15 protein-coding genes are annotated in these 18,701 nt (G+C 66.2%); 7 read left to right on the forward strand and 8 right to left on the reverse strand.

Annotated elements, in window-relative coordinates:
- Nucleotides 1-265: 265 nt before the first annotated feature.
- Entirely contained in the window at nt 266-805 is a 540-nt protein-coding gene (locus B841_RS05020) for an O-acetyl-ADP-ribose deacetylase (protein WP_041631757.1), read from the forward strand.
- Here the strand turns inward: B841_RS05020 and B841_RS13315 are convergent.
- The gene (locus tag B841_RS13315) at nt 795-1,391 is read right to left on the reverse strand and encodes a metallophosphoesterase family protein (RefSeq protein ID WP_020934402.1); all 597 of its coding nucleotides are present in this window, start codon (nt 1,389-1,391) and stop codon (nt 795-797) included. The genes B841_RS05020 and B841_RS13315 overlap by 11 nt on opposite strands.
- Nucleotides 1,392-1,425: 34 nt before the next feature.
- On the opposite strand from B841_RS13315, the gene B841_RS05030 reads away from it, so the two are divergent.
- Nucleotides 1,426-2,865 carry a GuaB1 family IMP dehydrogenase-related protein gene (locus tag B841_RS05030; protein WP_020934403.1) on the forward strand — a complete coding sequence of 480 codons (1,440 nt, stop codon included), beginning with the start codon at nt 1,426-1,428 and terminating at the stop codon, nt 2,863-2,865.
- Nucleotides 2,866-2,869: 4 nt separating this feature from the next.
- On the opposite strand, the gene B841_RS05035 is transcribed toward B841_RS05030, so the two are convergent.
- The gene (locus B841_RS05035; protein ID WP_020934404.1) at nt 2,870-4,609 is read right to left on the reverse strand and encodes a CocE/NonD family hydrolase; all 1,740 of its coding nucleotides are present in this window, start codon (nt 4,607-4,609) and stop codon (nt 2,870-2,872) included.
- A 165-nt stretch (nt 4,610-4,774) separates the two neighbouring features.
- On the opposite strand from B841_RS05035, the gene B841_RS05040 reads away from it, so the two are divergent.
- Nucleotides 4,775-5,704, forward strand: a complete 930-nt coding sequence (locus B841_RS05040) for an MBL fold metallo-hydrolase (RefSeq protein ID WP_020934405.1) — start codon at nt 4,775-4,777, stop codon at nt 5,702-5,704.
- Nucleotides 5,705-5,750: 46 nt separating this feature from the next.
- Entirely contained in the window at nt 5,751-6,347 is a 597-nt protein-coding gene (locus B841_RS05045; RefSeq protein ID WP_245561062.1) for a L,D-transpeptidase, read from the forward strand.
- Nucleotide 6,348: 1 nt separating this feature from the next.
- Here the strand turns inward: B841_RS05045 and B841_RS05050 are convergent, their stop codons facing one another.
- Nucleotides 6,349-7,638 (reverse strand): MFS transporter, encoded by a 1,290-nt coding sequence (locus B841_RS05050; RefSeq protein ID WP_020934407.1) that lies wholly within the window; start codon nt 7,636-7,638, stop codon nt 6,349-6,351.
- A 139-nt stretch (nt 7,639-7,777) separates the two neighbouring features.
- Nucleotides 7,778-8,713 carry an alpha/beta hydrolase gene (locus B841_RS05055; RefSeq protein WP_020934408.1) on the reverse strand — a complete coding sequence of 312 codons (936 nt, stop codon included), beginning with the start codon at nt 8,711-8,713 and terminating at the stop codon, nt 7,778-7,780.
- A 291-nt stretch (nt 8,714-9,004) separates the two neighbouring features.
- Between B841_RS05055 and fdh the strand changes: the two genes are divergently transcribed.
- Genes fdh through nrfD form a run of 3 tightly spaced genes read left to right on the forward strand, consistent with a single transcriptional unit; the run spans nt 9,005 to nt 14,412 of the window.
- Complete coding sequence (fdh, locus tag B841_RS05065) at nt 9,005-12,346, forward strand: formate dehydrogenase (RefSeq protein ID WP_245561063.1); 3,342 nt, start codon at nt 9,005-9,007, stop codon at nt 12,344-12,346.
- Nucleotides 12,347-13,351 (forward strand): 4Fe-4S dicluster domain-containing protein, encoded by a 1,005-nt coding sequence (locus B841_RS05070; RefSeq protein ID WP_020934411.1) that lies wholly within the window; start codon nt 12,347-12,349, stop codon nt 13,349-13,351.
- On the forward strand, nt 13,348-14,412 hold the full coding sequence (gene nrfD, locus B841_RS05075; RefSeq protein ID WP_041631758.1) for an NrfD/PsrC family molybdoenzyme membrane anchor subunit: 1,065 nt from the start codon (nt 13,348-13,350) through the stop codon (nt 14,410-14,412). The genes B841_RS05070 and nrfD overlap by 4 nt, the downstream gene beginning before the upstream one ends.
- Before the next feature lie 51 nt (nt 14,413-14,463).
- Here the strand turns inward: nrfD and B841_RS05080 are convergent, their stop codons facing one another.
- From B841_RS05080 to B841_RS05095, 4 genes are all read right to left on the reverse strand, one after another.
- On the reverse strand, nt 14,464-15,591 hold the full coding sequence (locus tag B841_RS05080; RefSeq protein ID WP_020934413.1) for an FAD-dependent oxidoreductase: 1,128 nt from the start codon (nt 15,589-15,591) through the stop codon (nt 14,464-14,466).
- Nucleotides 15,592-15,639: 48 nt separating this feature from the next.
- On the reverse strand, nt 15,640-16,590 hold the full coding sequence (locus B841_RS05085) for a phosphotriesterase family protein (RefSeq protein ID WP_020934414.1): 951 nt from the start codon (nt 16,588-16,590) through the stop codon (nt 15,640-15,642).
- 12 nt (nt 16,591-16,602) lie between these two features.
- The gene (locus B841_RS05090) at nt 16,603-17,589 is read right to left on the reverse strand and encodes a phosphotriesterase family protein (RefSeq protein WP_020934415.1); all 987 of its coding nucleotides are present in this window, start codon (nt 17,587-17,589) and stop codon (nt 16,603-16,605) included.
- Nucleotides 17,590-17,854: 265 nt separating this feature from the next.
- Nucleotides 17,855-18,601 carry a GntR family transcriptional regulator gene (locus B841_RS05095; RefSeq protein WP_020934416.1) on the reverse strand — a complete coding sequence of 249 codons (747 nt, stop codon included), beginning with the start codon at nt 18,599-18,601 and terminating at the stop codon, nt 17,855-17,857.
- Between the last annotated feature and the right edge of the window lie 100 nt (nt 18,602-18,701).

An 18,701-nucleotide genomic window follows, 5' to 3' on the forward strand; every position in this document is an offset into this window, starting at 1 on the left:
ATCGGGTGATTACCAAGATACGTATAAAAAGCGGCGCGGAAGCTGAAGTCTCACTGAAGGGTTGAGACTGTGAGCGATTTCCTCCCTGGATTTTCTCTCTCTTAAGTCGAAAACAGCAGCTCATGAGGCGAATGAAGGGGTGGGTCGAGGGGTGGCCGACGACGCTGAAAAATGTGCTTTAAAAATATTCAGTGACGTTTTGACAATCGAGAACGGGAGGAATCGCCCGTCGTCGACGGCACGGACGGGGACTAGGCTCGAGGCCATGAAACTGAGCGCAGTGACCGGGGACATCACCACGATGAAAGTCGACGCGGTCGTCAACGCCGCGAATTCCACGCTGCTGGGCGGCGGTGGCGTCGACGGGGCCATCCACCGGGCCGCGGGACCTCAATTGCTCGCCGCCTGCGAGACGATCCGGCGCACGAAACTGAAGAAGGGGCTGCCGGCGGGCAAGGCGATCGCCACGACGGCCGGCGACCTGCCCGCGAAGTGGGTGATCCACACGGTCGGGCCGGTGTACTCGATCTCCGAGGATCTGTCGCATGTGCTGGCCTCGGCCTACACGGAATCGCTGTACACGGCCCTCTATCTGGGCGCACGCACGGTCGCCTTCCCGGCGATCTCGACGGGCGCCTACTCCTGGCCCATGGCCGACGCCGCCCGCATCGCGGTGGAGGCGGTGCACTCCCTGGCCTGGGAGCTGGGCACGGACATCGATGAGGTCATCTTCGTGGCCTTCGATTCCCGGGCGGAAGCCGCCTTCCGCGAGGCGCTGCGCAACCGGGGACCGCTCACGCGTTAGCGTCGATCCACTCCGCGACCCGCGCCGCCGGGACGGGCAAAAAGTCATGGGAGTCCACGCCGACGTGAAATTGTCGGCCGCGCACGGTGTCGCGCTGATGCGTGTGCCCGTGGACGAGCAGCACCTGACCGTCATCGTGCGGCATGAGCGCACGCATCGCGTCTGAGGCGTATGGGTCATCGAAAGGATAGTGAGAGACCACTGCCTCGTTGCCTGCGGCGGTGACCAGCCGGTCGCCGGTCTCCGGCAACAACTCCACGAAATGCGTCTCATAGAGCTTGCGCCGTCGTCCCCCGCAGAGCTGAGAGACGGCGTCGTGGTTGCCGGGCATGAACAGGATGACGCCGTTGAGACGCTGCGCCGCACGCAGCGTCTTGCTGCGGGGCCCCAAAGCGAAATCCCCGAGATGCAGCACCGTGTCCGATGGGGAGACGACGTCGTTCCACCGCTGGATCATCATTTCTTTCATGTCGTCCAGGCGGTCGTCGTAGCCGCGTCCGGCGAACGCGGAGATCCGCTTGTGACCGAAATGGTGGTCGGAGGTGAGGAAGTCGACGGCGCCGCCGTGCTCTTTCAAACGCAGCATTCCCCAAGTCTGCCACGTCCCTATCCTGGGCGGCATGCGCTTCCTCAACGATAGACAACCCCAGCACGAGCTGACGTACGACGACGTGTTCATGGCGCCGTCCTTGTCCGAGGTGGGCTCCCGGATGTCGGTGGACCTGTCCACCCCCGACGGCGCCGGCGCCACCATCCCGCTCGTGGTCTCGAACATGACCGCCGTGGCGGGCCGACGCATGGCGGAGACGGTCGCACGCCGGGGCGGGCTCGTCATCCTGCCGCAGGACGTGCCCGCCGACATCGTCGCGGAGACGATCGGCAAGGTCAAGGCCTCCCACGTGCTCTACGACACGCCGATCACCGTCAAGCCCCACCACACCGCCGGCTATGCCCGGCACCTGCTGCCCAAGCGCGCGCACGGGGCGGCGATCGTGGTGGACCCGGCGACGAATGAACCGGTCGGCGTCCTTACCGAGAAAGACCTGCGTGGGGCGGATAACTTCGCGCAGGTCGGCGCCCTGATGTCGACGTCCTTGTTGACCCTGCCGGACGGGATCGACCCGCAGGAGGCTTTTCGACGCCTGACGGAGGCCTCACGCAAGCTGGCCCCGGTCGTGTCCGCCGACGGCGCCCTGCTGGGCGTGCTCACCCGTCAAGGCGCTCTGCGCGCCAGCCTCTACGAACCGGCCGTCGACGCCGACCGGCGCTTGCGCGTCGGGGCGGCGATCGGCGTGACCGGCGACGTGGAGGGGCGTGTCCGTGCGCTCGTCGACGCCGGCGCCGACGTCCTCGTCGTCGACACCGCCCACGGGCATCAGACCTCGGCGCTGGACGCGGTCCGACGGGTCCGCGCCCTGGATCCGCCGGCGCCGGTCGTCGCGGGCAACGTCGTCACCGCCGCCGGCGTACGCGACCTGGTGGAGGCGGGCGCAGACGTCGTCAAGGTGGGCGTGGGCCCGGGCGCGATGTGTACCACCCGGATGCAGACCGGGGTGGGGCGTCCGCAGTTTTCCGCGGTGCTCGAGTGCGCCGCCGCGGCCCGGGAGCTCGGCGCCCACGTGTGGGCGGACGGCGGGGTACGGCATCCGCGCGACGTGGCCCTGGCGCTGGCGGCGGGGGCGTCGAACGTCATGGTCGGCTCCTGGTTCGCCGGCACCTACGAGTCTCCCGGGGACCTGCTGAAGGATCCGGACGGACGCGAATACAAGGAGTCCTTCGGCATGGCCTCGCGCCGCGCGGTGGAAAACCGCAACGCGGCGACCGAGACCTTCGAGAAGGCGCGCCGCGAAATGTTCGAGGAGGGCATCTCCTCGGCGCGGATCTTCCTGGAGCCCGGACGCGGGGGAGTGGAGGACCTCATCGACTCGATCGTGTCGGGGGTGCGTTCGTCGTTCACCTACGCGGGCGCCGCCTCCATCGCCGAGTTCCAGGACCGGGCGGTCGTCGGGGTGCAGTCCGCCGCGGGCTACGCGGAAGGGCAGCCGCGCCCGACGCGGTGACCGGTCACTTCACGTATGGCAACAGCAGCCGCGACGGGTGCTCGGCGTCGCGGTAGACCGTGGTCGTGGTTCTGCGCCCGATCGGCAGGTGGAACGCGTCCGGCGGCAGCAGCGCGTTGTGTTCGTCGGCCATCGGCTCGTTGTTGGACAGCTCCACGACGAGTTTGTGTCCCGGCATGAAAGTCGCCGCGAAGGGGTAGACGCGGATGACGTATTCGTTGATCTCGCCCGGAGTCACGGGGGTCTTCGAGGTGTGCGGGTGAACGGGGTTTCCCTCGGTGGATTCCGGCGACAGTTCGTTCTGGCTCGCCTTGAGGTAGCCGGTCGTGATCAGCTGGCGTTGTCCGGTGGGGCCCTGGTCGAAGAACCTCAGGATGAAGTTGGTGTCGTCCTGGTCGATCGCGGCGAAGATGTGGGCGGCGCCGACGCCCTGCATCTCGGCCGGTTCCGTGAATGCCGGGGTGGCCCAGGAAAGCTTCGCGGTGTCGTTGGTCAGCGTCATCGGCAATTGCGTGAACGCCTCCGGCTCCGCGTAGTCCGCGCTCAGCGGTTCTGGGCGGTCGGAGAGGATGTGGCGGGGGCGCAGGTACAGGGGACGGTGCTCGGTGTCCTTGGTGGGGAAGGAGTCGCCGGTCTCGGTATGGTGGGACCCCTCGACGTGGACGGTGACGGCCGGTTCCTCCATGACGCCGTTGTCGACGCCCTTGAGCCAGTAGTCGTACCAGCGGAACATTTCGTCGTGGGCGTCGACGAAGGGACGCGAATTCATCGGCGGGTACGCCAGGATGTCCAGCTTCTTCACCCCGGAGACCTTGTCGAACATCTCGATGGTGCCGTCCATGGTCCAGCCGCGCCCCTGGGCGATCTGAAAATAGGAGGGAATTTCGATCTGGTGCGCCAATTCGTTCGGGTTGCGCTCTTGGTACCACTCGCCGTCGAGGTCGTTGAGGACGATGTCGAACCAGGCTTCGTGGTGCTTCGGGTACATGAGGGTGTGGAACATGTTGGGCCAGCCGGCGACGTCCGGGTCCCGCAGCCGTTCCTCGACCATTTTCTGCACTTCTTCGGGGGTGTGCTCGTCGAGCACACGGGAGGTCACCCGGTCAGTGAAGGCCCAGCCGGAGTCACCGCCGCGGCCTTCCCGGGCAGCGCGCGGCATCAGCCACATCACCCCGCCGTGATAGGTGGTCTCGTAGAAGTCGTAGTGGCCGCCGTTGACGAAGATCGCCTTCAGCGCCGGCGGGTTCTCCGCCGCGGCCAGCACGGACATGGACCCGAAATAAGAGGTGCCGATCATGCCGACGTTGCCGTCGCACCACGGCTGTTCCGCGACCCACTGGATGAAATCGTAGGCGTCTTCGCCAAGGGGCACGCCGCCGGCGTTGTAGTTGCCGCTGTGGGTGCCCTCGGAATAACCGGACCCGCGCAGGTCGCCGATGACGTGGACGTAGTCTTCCTCGACGACGCGGGCGATGTCACCGGCTTCGATGCAGCCGTCCCAGGTCACGGACGGCCGGTACTGGCCCGGCATCTTCAGGGAGTAGGCCTGTAGTTCTTTGCCGTAGGGAGACAGGGCGATGAGCGCGGGGCGCGGGGCGTCATCGGGCTTGTGGTAGGCGTCGGCGGCGAGGTTGACTCCGTCGCGCATCGGCACGCGGAGGTTCTTGCGGACGTGGATGTCTGTGGCGCCGGTGGTGATGGTGGAGACGGACTCGGCGGGAAATCCCGGGTAGGAGGCGGTCATGGGCCATCCCTTCTGTGTCGGTATGACGTTGATCGGTGGGCCGTCGGGGTGTGGAGCTCGCCACACCGCTACTAGTTATATTATTATGACAAAGTGTACGGGGCAAGAGGATTAGGCTGAGACTTACGCCCCGGCTGACCGTCGCAACGACATAAGGAGCACCGCATGACCGTCGACATCACCCCGCTCATCGCCCCCTGGGGACGCTTCAGTCTCTACACCTTCTTCATCGACGCCGAACAACCGGCGGTCATCGACACCGGCATCGCCGGCACCCCCGTAGACGGCATCGCCCCCGAACTGGAGAAATTGGGCAGGCGCGTGCAGGACGTCCAGTGGATCCTGCTCACCCACGGACACATCGACCACCTCGGCGGCGCGCACGCTCTCTGGGAGATGACCGGACGCACGGCCAAGGTCGTCATCCATGAAGCCGACCTGAAGTACCTGCAGGCGCGCCGGGCGCACGTGGACAACTATCTGGCGCTGCGCGCCGACTACATTGACGACCCAGAGGCCGAGGCCCGGCAGACCGAGATGGCTGAGCGGGCGATCTCCGGGGAAATGGCCGCAGACGTGGTGGTCTCCGGAGGTGAGACCCTTGACCTGGGCGGTGGCGTCACCGTCAGCGTCGTCCACACGCCGGGACATTCCATGGGCTCGGTCGCCTACGTCGTCGACGGGCAAAACGACGTCTTCGTCGGTGACGCCGTCCAAGTCCACGGCGCCGCCAACGGCTTCCCCGGCTACGAGGACCCGGACGCCTACCGGGCGTCCCTGGAGACGATTCTCGAGCTCGCCCCCGACAACATGTACATGGGACACCCTTACCGCACCAGCCAGGGGACGCCGTACCCGGTGATCCTGGAGAAGGAGACCGCGGAGAAGGCGATCCGGGAATCCCTCGAGATCGAAGAGCGCATCCGCACTGTCGCGCAGCAGGCCTTCGAACAGGGAATCGCAGACACCGACTCGCATTACTCGCCGTTTGAAGCCATCGCCGAAGCACTGGGGTACGAGGGAGACCCGACGCTGGAACCGTCGCCTTTCTTCACGACGCTCGACGGGTACCGGCGCCTGCACGGCCGCGCATAACTTGCGGCCATAGACAGTGCTGAGGGGACTGCCTACACTGAGCGGCGTGACTGCAGACAATTCCCCTTCCCGCCCGCGCCGAGGTTTCCGCCCCTGGGTGGCAGGCGTCGTGTCCACTGTCGCGGTGGCGGGCCTGGCCATCGGCGCCACCGTCGGATTCAGCGGAGAATCCGGCGTCCCCGCAGAATCTTCGGCGCCCTCGTCCGATCTCGCCCTAGAAACCGCGCCCGACCCTGTTCCTGAGCCGGCCCCCGAGCCGGTTCCTGAAGTCATCGAACCGGCGCCCTTCGACTATGGGGAGTGCCCGCCCGTCGCCCGCGCCTGCGTCGACCTCGACGGTGAGCGCGCCTGGTTGCAGGAAAACGGCGAGGTCACTTATGGCGCCGTGCCGATCGGCCAGGGCGGCCCGGGTTATGAGACCCCGCGGTCCGAGTTCCACGTGACCAGGAAGGTCAAGGACGAGGTTTCTTACATCTACGACATGGAGCCCATGCCTTACGCGGTGTACTTCACCAATTCCGGCCACGCCTTCCATGAAGGGGACCCGAACGGAGACTCCCACGGCTGTGTCCGGCTTCCACCCGGGGACGCGGAGGTCTTCTTCGATTCACTGGACGTCTATGATCTGGTGCACATCTACTGATCTACGAGGACTGCCTGGCGGCAGCAGTGGAGTCGCTGACTTTGCTCGGCGCCGATTCCTTGAGGAACAGGGCGAAGAAGGTGGCGACCAGTGCGCCGCCTGAGGAGATGAACAGGGCGGAGGCCAGGCCGTATTGGTCAGCGACGGCGCCGGTGATCACCGGGTTGAGGAAGCCACCGATGAACTCGCCGACGCCCACGGGCAGCCCCACCGCGAGGCCGGCGACGGCCGGGCGGACGGATTCCGCCGGGATGACGGACATCGCCAGACCGCCGACTCCCATGCCGGCCGCGAAAACGAAGACCGCTGCGCCCATCAGTCCGGGTTCCTCGACGAAAACTATGGCCAGCGGCGCGAGGGCAGACATGAGGCCGAAGAAAACGGCGGTGGGCTTACGACCGATCTTGTCGGAGATCAGCGGGACGACGAAGCCCCACACGGCGGTGCCGACGCCGAAGGCCGCGAGGATGAGGCTCATGGAACTGACGGTCCACCCGTGGACGCCCGTGATATAGAGCGGGCCGAAGACCTGCAGGGAGATCAGATACACCATAAAACCGGAGAACATGACGATGGAGAGCCACACGTTGCGGTTGCGCAGGACCTCGCGCAGGCCGCCCTCGTGGTCGGGGGCGCCGTATTCGGCGGCTTCCACAGTGGTGGCTCGGGGTTCGCGCATGACTTTCCAGATGACGAAGGCCATGAGCAAGCCCGGGACGATGGTGAAGAAGAAAGCCGTACGCCAGTCAAAGATATTGGCCAGGGCGACGATGACGATCGGGGCGAGCACGCCGCCGAACAGGCCGTTGGCGGTGTTCATGGTGAAGCCGAGGTTGAACCCGCGGCGATGCGGGGATGACTCCATCGCCAACACCGACTGCGTGACGGGAATGGTGGGGCCCTCGAACAGGCCCATCATCAGGCGCAGGATGATCAGGTGCACGAAGGTGCCCACGAAGCCTTGGGTGAACGACACAACGGAGAAAGCGACGAGGAGGGCGACGAGGTAGAAGCGTTTGCTTTTGACCCGGTCGGAGATGCGCCCGCCGACGATGGAGGCGATTGACCAGGTCAAGGCTGCGGCGCCGGCGAGCTGCCCCACCTGGGCGTTGGTCAGGCCCAGGTCTTCCTGGATGAAGGGCATGAGGAAGTTGATGATCAAGCGGTCGAAGAAGACTAGGCCGACGGCGAAGAAGAACACCGTGACGAGTTTGTTTTCGTAGGTCCAGAAACCGGTGGAGCCCGACTTCCGGGAGTCCGTGGGCGGGGTGATGGTGGAGCGTGTCGACATGGTGGCCTCTTTCGGGTCACACAGTGCAGCCTTAAGGCTCGGCTCTGTATCGGAGGGGAGTTTTCGGGTAGGAAAAAGGGCCGCACCCGGAAATCCGGAAGCGGGTGCGACCCTGGGGTGGTTGGTGTGAGAGGTGCGGTTACTTCTTCAGGAACTCGGCGGTCTGCCGGAACACGTCGTAAAACTCCGGAATCCAGCTGAAGTTGACCACGAACCCGTGGTTGGCGTTGTCGTAGGGCAGGTGGGTGACGTCCACGCCGTGCTCGGCGAGTTTGTCCGCGTAGGCGACGCCTTCATCGCGCAGCGGGTCGTAGCCGGCGGTGACCACCAAGGCGGCCGGGAGGCCGGACAGGTCGGGGCGCTTAATCGGGGAGACCAGCGGGTCCGCCGGGTCGGCGCCGTTGTCCAGGTAGAAGGAGTTGAACGGGGCCAGGCCGTTGTACTCCAGCCCGTAGCCCTCGGCATTGTCCTTGAGCGACGGCCAACGGTCCTGGTCGAAGTCGAGGTCCACGGACGGATAGTAGAGGATCTGGTGGGTGATGCGGGTGAACTCCGCGTCGTGGGCGAGGAAGGTCACGGCGGCGACGAAGTTGGCGCCCGAGGAGTCGCCGGCCAGGGCGAGGGTCCGGTGGTCCCACTTCAGGTCGTCGGCGTGCTCCACGGCCCAGCGTACGACCCCGAAGCACTCATTGATGGCGACCGGGAATTCGGCCTCGGGCGCGAGCGAGTATCCCACGGAGATGACCTTGGCGCCGGTTTCTTTGGCCAGGGAGCGGGCGACGTGGTCGTGGGTGTCCAGCGACCCGGAGAAGAAGGCGCCGCCGTGGAAGTAGACGATCAGCCCGTATTCCTGGGCGTCGGCGTCGTCCGCGTAGATGCGTACCGGAACCTCGCCGACCGGGGTGACGGCGGTGACGTCCTCGACGAGTCCGAGCATGGGTTCGCGCTCGTCGACCGGCTTGACCTGCTCGGCTTCACCGGCACGCAGGGCGGCCGGGTCCGGCGGGGTGGTCGACGCCGGCGGGATCTGCTCGACGATCTTCTGGATTTCCGGGTGCAGGGGTTGGGCAGTCATAGTGGGTCCTTTGCTCGAGGTGTCTGACACGATGGCGCCGGGACAGCGGCCACGTGGCCCAGTATGGGCGCCAGGGTCGGCGCGGTCACCCGAACGGGGCAGTCGTGGTGGGCGTCGGGGTGCGGGTCCCCCTTCCGGGATATGACCTGGGTTACACCCTGGCCCCAGATTGGCATAATGTCATGCCAAAGTCAACGGTGCGGGTGAGGTCTCCGGTCAACGATTCGGCAGTGTGTCTCCTATGCGCCCCTGCACGTGGCGGGACCGGCGGAGGATGGTTACCGTGGGGGCATGTCCACTAAGCGTGTCCTCGGTTGGCCGGTGTTCCGGCAGCTCCGCTCGGGCGATGTGTTCGGGCGCGGCGAGACCACTCAGTCCCGCAAGTCCAAGAACCTCTCCGCCCGCACCACGGACGCCGATCGCGTCGTACAAAGCGTGTGCCCTTATTGCGCGGTCGGCTGCGGTCAACGCGTCTTCGTCAAGGACGAGAAGGTCGTCCAGATCGAAGGCGATCCCGATTCGCCCATCTCCCGCGGGCGGCTCTGTCCCAAGGGGGCCGCTAGCGAGCAGCTGGTCAACTCTTCCCGCCGCGTCACCGACGTCCTCTATCGGGCACCCAAGTCCACCGAGTGGCAGAAGCTGGACCTGGATCAGGCGATCGACATGATCGCCGACCGCGTCCTCGAGGCGCGTGCCAACCACTGGGAGGACACTGACGAGCAGGGGCGCCCCCTCAACCGCACCCTCGGCTTCGCCGGCCTGGGCGGCGCCACCCTCGACAACGAAGAGAACTACCTGATCAAGAAGCTGTTCACCGCCGCTGGCGCGGTGCAGCTCGAAAACCAGGCCAGAATTTGACACTCCGCCACCGTTCCCGGTCTGGGGACCTCGTTTGGACGCGGCGGCGCGACCCAGCCGCTGCAGGACATGGCGAACTCTGACTGCATCGTCATCCAGGGCTCCAACATGGCCGAAAACCACCCCGTCGGTTATCAGTGGGTCACCGAGGCCAAGGCGCGCGGCGCCAAGGTCATCCACGTCGACCCGCGGTTCACCCGCACCTCTGCCGTGGCCGACCGGCACATCGCCCTGCGAGCGGGCAGCGACGTGGCGCTGCTCGGCGCCCTGATCAACTACGTGCTCGACAATGACCTGTGGTTCAAGGACTACGTCCTGAACTACACCAACGCGCCCATCATCGTGAACGAGAAGTTCCGCGACACCGAAGACCTCGAAGGGCTCTTCTCCGGCTACAACCCCGAGACCGGCCAGTACGAGATGGACTCCTGGGCCTACCAGCACCGCTCGGGCGAGCAGATGGAGAGCGAAGGCGAGGAAGGACGTTCCGGTGACGAACAGTCCAAACGCGGCCGCGCCGAGGTCGCCGGCGCCGGCGGACCGACGATCGGCTCCTGGCGCTACGACCTCGACTCCACCCTCGAGCACCCTAGGACCGTTTTCCAGATCCTCAAGCGCCACTACTCCCGCTACACCCCGGAGATGGTGGAGGAGACGTGCGGCATCTCCCGCGAGGACTTCGACTACCTGGCCCGAACCATCACCGAGAACTCCGGCCGCGAACGCACCACGTGCTTCGCCTACGCCCTCGGCTGGACTCAACACACCCTCGGCGCGCAGTTCATCCGCACCGCGTCCATCCTGCAACTGCTGCTGGGCAACATCGGCCGCCCGGGCGGTGGCGTCATGGCGCTGCGCGGACACGCCTCCATCCAGGGCTCGACCGACATTCCGACGCTCTATGACCTGCTGCCGGGTTACCTGCCGATGCCCAGCGTGGACGCCCAGAGCCTCGACAAGTATCTGGACAATGTCCGGTCGATCGACCAGAAGGGCTTCTGGCACAACGCCCCCGACTACATGGTCAGCCTGCTCAAGGCCTGGTACGGCGACTACGCCACCGAGGACAACGACTGGGGATTCAACTTCATCCCGAAGATCACCGGCCACCACGACACCTATCACACCGTGGAAGGAATGATGCGCGGCGAAGTAGACGGCTACTTCGTCTTCGGACAGAACCCCGCGGTCGGATCCGCCAACGGCAAGTTCCAACGCATGGGCCTGTCGCACCTGAAGTGGCTGGTGGTCCGCGACTTCCAACAAATTGAAACCGCCACCTTCTGGAAGGACGGCCCCGAAATCGAGACCGGCGAACTGGTCACCGAGGAGATCGACACCGAAGTCTTCTTCATGCCGGCGGCCAACCACGTCGAAAAGGCCGGCACCTTCACCCAGACCCAACGCATGCTGCAGTGGCGCCACCAGGCCGTCCAACCGCCGGGACAAGCCACCAGCGAACTCGAGTTCTTCCACAAGCTCGGCAATCGGCTCCGCGAAAAGGTCGCCGACTCCACCGACCCCCGCGACCTCCCGCTCCAGGCCATTACCTGGGACTACCCGACCGACGAGCACGGCGACCCAGACGCGGAGGCCGTGCTGGCCGAGATCAACGGCTACCACGTCACCGGCGACAAGGCCGGCCAGCCGCTGTCCGCCTACGGCGAGATGAAGGCCGACGGCTCCACGGCCGGAGGCTGCTGGATCTACACCGGCGTGTACGCCGACGGCGTCAACCAGGCGGCCCGACGCACACCCGGCCGGGAACAAAACGACGTCGCCCTCGAATGGGGCTGGGCGTGGCCCGCCAACCGTCGCATCCTCTACAACCGCGCCTCGGCCGACCCACAGGGCAAGCCCTGGAGCGAACGCAAGAAATACGTCTGGTGGAGCGACGAAGACGGCAAGTGGATCAGCGCCGACAACGTCGACTTCCCGCCGAACCTACACCCGGACCACCGCCCGGAGGAGAACGACGTCGGCGTCGCCGCCCTCTCCGGCAACGATCCGTTCATCATGCAGTCCGACGGCAAGGGCTGGCTCTACGCTCCCAACGGCACCGTCGACGGCCCGCTGCCCACCCACTACGAGCCGCAGGAATCCCCCGTGGCCAACCCGGTGTACAAGCAGCAGGCCAGTCCCGCCCGCATCACGCTGCCGCGCGAGGACAACCTCAGCGCCCCCAGCGCAGGCGCGCCGGGTGCGGAGGTGTATCCGTACATCTTCACCACCTACCGGTTGACCGAGCACCACACCGCCGGCGGAATGAGCCGTTGGCTGCCCTACCTCTCGGAACTGCAGCCGGAGATGTTCTGCGAGATCTCGCCGGAACTCGCCGACGAGCACGGCCTAGAGGACTATGGGTGGGCGACGATCATTTCGCCACGCTCGGCCATCGAGGTCAAGTGTCTGGTCACCGAACGCGTCAAACCCCTGACCATCGCCGGCGAGACCTTCCATCAGATCGGCCTGCCGTACCACTGGGCCAACGGCGGCAACGCCGTCGTCGAGGGGGACGCGGCCAACGACCTGCTGGGCGTGACCTTGGATCCGAACATCCAGATCCAGGAGTCGAAGGTCGGTTCCTGCGCCATCATCCCGGGGCGCCGTCCCCGCGGCGAGGCCCTGACCAGGCTGGTCAAGGAGTATCAGGAGCGCGCGGGTCTGACCACCGAAACCGGCAATAAGCTGCTGACCATGGAGGACGCTTTCACCCAGACAGTCAAGGACGACAACGAGGAAGACATCGACGACGACGGCGGGAAGGAAGAATAGATGACGATCAACCCGTTGATCGAGACGCCCGAGGAGCTCCGGTACGGGGCCGACGAGCACCCCCGCAAGGGCTTTTTCACGGACACCTCCATCTGCATCGGTTGCAAGGCCTGCGAGGTCGCCTGCAAGGAATGGAACCACAACCCGGTGGACTCGGACTACGAACTCTCCGAATCCTCCTACGACAACACTGAGGCCCTCGGCGCCGACACCTGGCGCCACGTCGCCTTCATCGAGCAGGACGACGAACAAATCGAGAAGGCGCGCGAGTCTGGGCGCCAACTGGTGGGGTTGGGGATGCCGTCCGTCGGCTCGCCGGAGCAGGATAAGCCGGTGGACACCACGCCGCCGGATACCCCGGATTTTCGGTGGTTGATGTCTTCGGACGTGTGCAAGCACTGCACGAACGCCGGTTGTCTGGACGTGTGTCCGACCGGTGCGTTGTTCCGCACCGAGCACGGCACCGTGGTCGTGCAGGATGATGTGTGCAACGGTTGTGGCACGTGTGTCGCGGGTTGCCCGTTCGGGGTCATCGAACGCCGCACCGACGGTGGCGTGGAGAAAAAACAGAGCCATGGCCGCGACGACGGGCATCACGCCGCGGGGGAGGGGGAACCCACCAATGTGGGCGTCGCCCAGAAGTGCACCCTGTGCTACGACCGGATGAAAGACGGCCAAACCCCGGCGTGTGCGCAGGCATGCCCCACCACCTCCATCAAATACGGCGAGTACGACGACCTGCTGGCCACCGCCAAGGAACGCGTGGCTGAGCTGCACGCCCAAGGCATGACCGAGGCCCGACTGTACGGCGCCAACGACAACGACGGCGTCGGCGGCACCGGTTCGATCTTCCTGCTGCTCGACGAACCGGAGGTCTACGGGCTACCGCCGGATCCGCGGGTGCCCACCGCGGATCTGCCCCGGATGGTCAAGACCGCCGGCGCCGCGGCGCTGGGCATGGTCGGCGCCGCCGTCGGCGTCTTCCTGATGGGAGGCCGCAAGTGACCGCACCCAGATTCTCCGCTAGGGGCAAGCCCGGACGGAAACGTCGCCGCAGGGCCGGCGCGGACGACGGCTCCAAGCCGATGCAGATGGTGCCGGACGTCGAGTTCGACACTTATTACAACCGCCCCGTGGTCAAGGCACCGCCGTGGGAGTGGCCGATCGCCGCCTACCTTTTCCTCGGCGGCGCCGCCGGCGGCTCCGCCATCCTGGGCCTCGGCGCGCAGCTGACCGGCCGGCCCACGCTGCGCCGCAACAGCCGCCTCGCGGCCCTCGGCACGGCGGGGGCGGGTTCGTTGGCTCTGATCGTCGACCTCGGACGTCCGGAACGGCTGTTCAACATGTTCCGCGTGTTCAAACCGTCCTCGCCGATGAACATGGGTTCCTGGCTGCTGGCGGCCTTCGGCACGACCTCCGGCGTCGCGGCGGCGGCGGAACTCGATGAGCTGACCGGCCGGAAGATCCCGCTTCCGGACATGCTGCGCAACACCCTGAAGCTCGCGGCGAGCCCGGCCGGGGCGGTCACCGGTGTGCTGGGCGCACCACTGGCGGTCTACACCGCGATCCTCTTCAGTGACACCGCCGTGCCCGCGTGGAACTCCGCCAAGGACCACCTGCCGTTTCTCTTCGTCAGTTCGGCGGCCGCCGCGTCCGGCGGACTGGCCATGATCACCACCCCGGTCGAAGAGACCGGGCCCGCGCGCGGCTTCGCGGTTCTCGGGGCGGTCGGCGACGTCGCCGCCACCAAGATCCAGGACGCGCGCATGGACGAGGTCTCGAATGAGCCCTACCGCAGCGGTAAGCCCGGCAGGCTGCTGAAATGGGCGGAACGTCTCGTAGTCGCCGGCGGCGTCGGCGCCGCGGTCGGTGGCCGCAGCCGGGTAATTGCCGGGCTATCCGGCGCTGCACTGCTCGCCGGTTCCGCGTTGACCCGTTTCGGAGTGTTGGAGGCGGGCCTCGCTTCGGTGAGGGACCCGAAATATGTGGTGGATCCGCAGAAGCGCCGCCTCGAGGAGCGCCGCCGCGCCGGCACGGTGGACGATTCAATCACCACCGTCGGCTGAGCACGGACAGGCGAACACCGCCGCCGGCGGCGCTCAGCTACGCCGGCCCGGTCAGTAGTCGATCTTCTCCTTCTCCGGGAACGCGGTCTTGCCGGCGGACTCGGCGTCCCAGGACTCTCGCGAGATGCGCTGCAGTTCCTGGACCGGCTCCTTGCGCAGTTCCGTGTACTTGTTCAGTGCGGCCGGGACAGAATCCTCGGAGACGAGGCAGTCGGCCAGCACACCGGCGTCGAGGACGGCGGAGTTCGCGCCCTGGCCTTGGTGGTGCAGCATGGCGTGGGCGGCGTCGCCGATCAGGACGACGGCGTCGGTGTTCCACTGCTCCTGCGGGTCCAGGTCAGCGGCGGCGCGCTGGTTGACCGTGGCCCAGTCGAGTTTGGCGATGATCTTGAGCAGCCGCTCGTCGAAGTTTCGGCACATCTCCAGCACCTCCTCCTGGGAGACGTTCGGGTTCCAGGTGGTGTCCGGGTGCGGGAAGGTGATGTCGAAGGAGATCTGGCCGTTCTCGCCGCGGTGGCGCAGCGGCAGGAAGTAGATCATGCCGCCCGTCTCGGTGTCGAGGTACATGCGCAGGTTGTCGTCGATGAGCAGACCCTCGCCGAGGGAGCCGTCGATGACCGCCCGGTAGGCGTGGGCGTAGGCAGGGACGGGCTGGGAGTCGGACCACAGTGCGCGGACCTTGGACTTGATGCCGTCGGCGCCGACCAAGACGTCGAAGGTTTCTTCAGTGCCGTCGGTGAATTTTACGGTGACGGAGTCGCCGTTGTCCGTGATCTCTTCGGCGCGGTGGCCCAGCTGGAGCACGCCTTCGGGCAGCTGGGAGTGCAGGGCGTCGACGAAGTCGCGGCGGTGGATCATGCGGGTGTTGTGCTTTTCGCCGCCTTCTTCGAGGTGGGGCCAGACTTCGCGGTTGAGCACGTTGCCCTTCGCGTCGAGGATCTCGAAATAGTCGGAGGGGGAGGTGACTTTCTCGATGGCTTCGAAGACGCCGAGCTTTTTGAACAGCTTGACGGTCGCCGGGCGCAGACCGATGCCTGCGCCGACTTCACCGGACTTGGGGGCCTGCTCGTAGACCTTGACGTCTGCGCCGATCCGGGACAGCGCCAGGCCCGCGGTGGAACCCGCGAAGCCGCCGCCGATGACGCCGATCTTCAGGTTCTGGATGTCTTCCTTCTTCATGGTCTTGCCTCTTTCTTGTGGGGGTGGGGCAGATGGTGGGGAAGTGCTTTAGGAATCGAGGGTGAGGAACGCGGCGGGGTTGGTGACGAAAATGCGCTCGATGGTCTCGTCGTCCACTCCGTTGTCCTTCAGATCCGGGATCAGGTCCTCGAAGATGTAGTTGACGGTGTGGCCCTTGACGCCCGGCCAGCCGAGCGGGGAGCAGTTGGCGTCGGCGGAAGCCAGCACGGCGTCGACGTCCTTGGTGACCCACTTCATGAAGTGCTCCATGCGCTCGTCGCGGTCGCGGGCCCAAAACGGCGGGTCCGGCAGCTGCTTTTCATAGCCGAAGGTGTCGAAGCCGAGGATCCCGCCCTGTTCGACGATCCACTCGTCGGGGGTGTTCGGGGCGTTGACGCCGTCGTCGACGTGTCCGAAGAGCACCCGGTCCAGGCTGAGCCCTTCGTCGGTGAGGACTTCGACGGCCGGCTGCGGGTCGATGGCCAGATGGGTGAAGATCGGCACGCCGGTGTCCTTGGCTGCGCGGGCCGCGGCGCGGTAGATGCGCTTGTCCAGCTCGGTCATTTTGCCGCCGCGGGAGACGCCGACCTTGATGATGCCGGCTTTGGCGCCGGTGTCGCCGATGCCGACGGTGATTTCGTGCATGAATTGGCGGTAGAGGTAGTCCACCGAGGCGTGTTCGAAGAAGGGCAGGGCGGTGTCGCCGCCGACGAAGCCGGTACAGGCGACGATGTGCACGCCGGTCTTGGCGGACAGTGACTTGTAGTAGTCGATGTCGCGGCCGTTGCAGATGCCGGTGGCGTCGACGAAGGTGCGTCCGCCGTACTCGGCGAATTTCTGTAGCTTCGGCACGGTCTCCTCGTAGCGGACGACCGGGTCCTTCCACCACTTGGTGTCGAGTTCGGAGCCGGGCATGCCGTACCCGATGTGCTCGTGGATGGCGACGTAGCCGAGGGTTTCCGGAGCGACCGGTCCCAGGACTGTGTTGACGTGGGGCATGGTGGTTCTCCTTTATTTTCCGGCCAGCAGGGTGCGCGGGTTGTCGACGAGGATGCGGCGGGCGTCCTTATCGGACAGGCCGGCGGCTGTGGCCGCCGGGATGAACTGCTCGAGGACCGCGGTGTACGCGACGCCGTTGTCTTTGTGGGCCACGGCGACGCCGGTCGAGTTCGAGGACAGGATGATCTTGTCGGCGTGGCCGGCGGCGACGAGTTCCAGGACCAGGGCCACGCGTTCGTCGTCACGCAGCAGCTCCTCGTCGTCGTTGACGCCGACGTGGTCGATTCCCACGAAGGCGCCCCGCTCGGCGACGGCGTCGGGATATCCGGCGTCGACTGCCTGTCGACGGTCGAGCCCGCCGATCAGAACCCGTGACTGGTCGAGGCCCTCGGAGAGGATGATTTCCAGCTCGGCGGCCGCGTCGGCGCCGTAGCGGAAGGAGGCGGCCGTGTCGGTGGACGCGGCGGCGCGGGCGGCGCCGCGGAACAGCGACTCATCGGTCTCGGTCAGCCCGGCACGGGTGCCGGCGGTGGTGACCAGACCGGCGCTGGCGCGGCGCTCGATGCGCGGCACGACCATGCCCTCGGTGACTTCCGCGGTGAAAAGATTCGCGAACTTTTCGGCCGGCCACGGGGTCGGCGGGTTGGTCTGCGGAGTCAGGAAGTACCCGCCGAGCATGGCCTCCGGGCCCTGGCCGGTGGAGGCGATGACGTGGACGCCGGTGGCCTTGGCCAGTGACTCGTAGAGGTAGACGTCGCGGCCGTGGAACATGCCGGTGGAGTCGACGATGGTGCCGCCGCCGGCGTTTTTGAAGGCGGTCAGCTTGTGCTTGAGGGTGTCGAAGATCGCGGCCTTGTCGATGGTGACGTCGTAGCCGTATTCGGCGCCGGGGTACACGGAGAGAAGGGATTCGTGTACGGCGACGACGCCGAGCTCTTCTGCCGGGACGGGGCCCAGGACGGTGTTGACGGTGCCGGTGGCTGGGGATGCCTCTGCCATGGCTCATGCCTTTCTGCGGACGATCACTCAGGGGATGCGACTGAGTGGGGGAGGTGGGTCCGTGTCGGATCGGGCACCGTGGGAACGTCGGCGCCGGCGACTGGGCAACGCGGGCGGGCGGTCGTCGTTCTTCCGAAAAGGGGCCGTGGCCCACAGTGGGGGAAGGGGTGTGACCGTCCTTACGTTGTGCAACCAGAATGACATATTGTTATGCCAAAGTCAACGACTTTGGCACTGGTCACACGTTTGAAAGGGTATGGCGGCGCTAGCGGAAGGTCTCGGAGAAGCGGTAGGTGAACTCTTCCGCGCGGTGGAAGGCGATGCGCCATCCGGTGGCCTGACCGGACTCCAGAAAAAATGTCGTGGCGATGGCCAATAAGGCGTCGCCGGGTTCGACGCTCAGGCGGCGGGCCTGCGTGTCGTCCGCCGTCGTGGCCCACACCTCGTTTTCGGTGCGTCCCAGCTTCACGCCGTGGCTTTGTTCGAGCAGCTCGAAGGCCGAGCCGGACGACTCGAGCTCTTTATCGGTGGGGTGAAAGTCCACGGGTGCGTCCATGTACATGGTCGCCACCACGAGTGGCACGCCGTCGACGGAGATGATCCTGGTGAAGTTCAGTAGTTCCGTGTTTTTGTCCAGCCCCAACCGTGTACGCACGCGACTGGGCGCCTCGGCGCGGACTGCGGGCGTGACCGTCGAAGTCGGGTTCAGGCCTCTGTCGTTGAGGAAGCGCTGCAAGTTTCCGGCTCGGACCCCCGCCGGCCGCTCCACGCGGGCCGACGTGGCGGGAAACGTCCCCCGCCCCTGCTTTCGGTAAACGTACCCCTCGTCGGCGAGCTCCCCCAGGGCTTGCCGGACCGGTGCGCGGCTGACGCCGAAACGCTTCAGCAGCAACGCCTCGGTGATGGGTTCCGTCGGGTCGGCCTCGCCGGTGACGATCTCTTCGCGCAGGATGTCCTTGATCTGCCGGTAGAGCGGGACGCCGGACTGTTGGTCGAGCTCTGGGACGTTCACGTCCGGCACCTTCTTTCAGCGGTGGGGCGCGGGGCGCGGGACGCGACCCCGATGGGTACTGCCAAAGTCAACCATATGGTGCGGACGTCAACCTCGGCGA

Origin of the sequence: Corynebacterium maris DSM 45190, assembly GCF_000442645.1 — a bacterium.
Classification (GTDB): Bacteria; Actinomycetota; Actinomycetes; order Mycobacteriales; family Mycobacteriaceae; genus Corynebacterium; species Corynebacterium maris.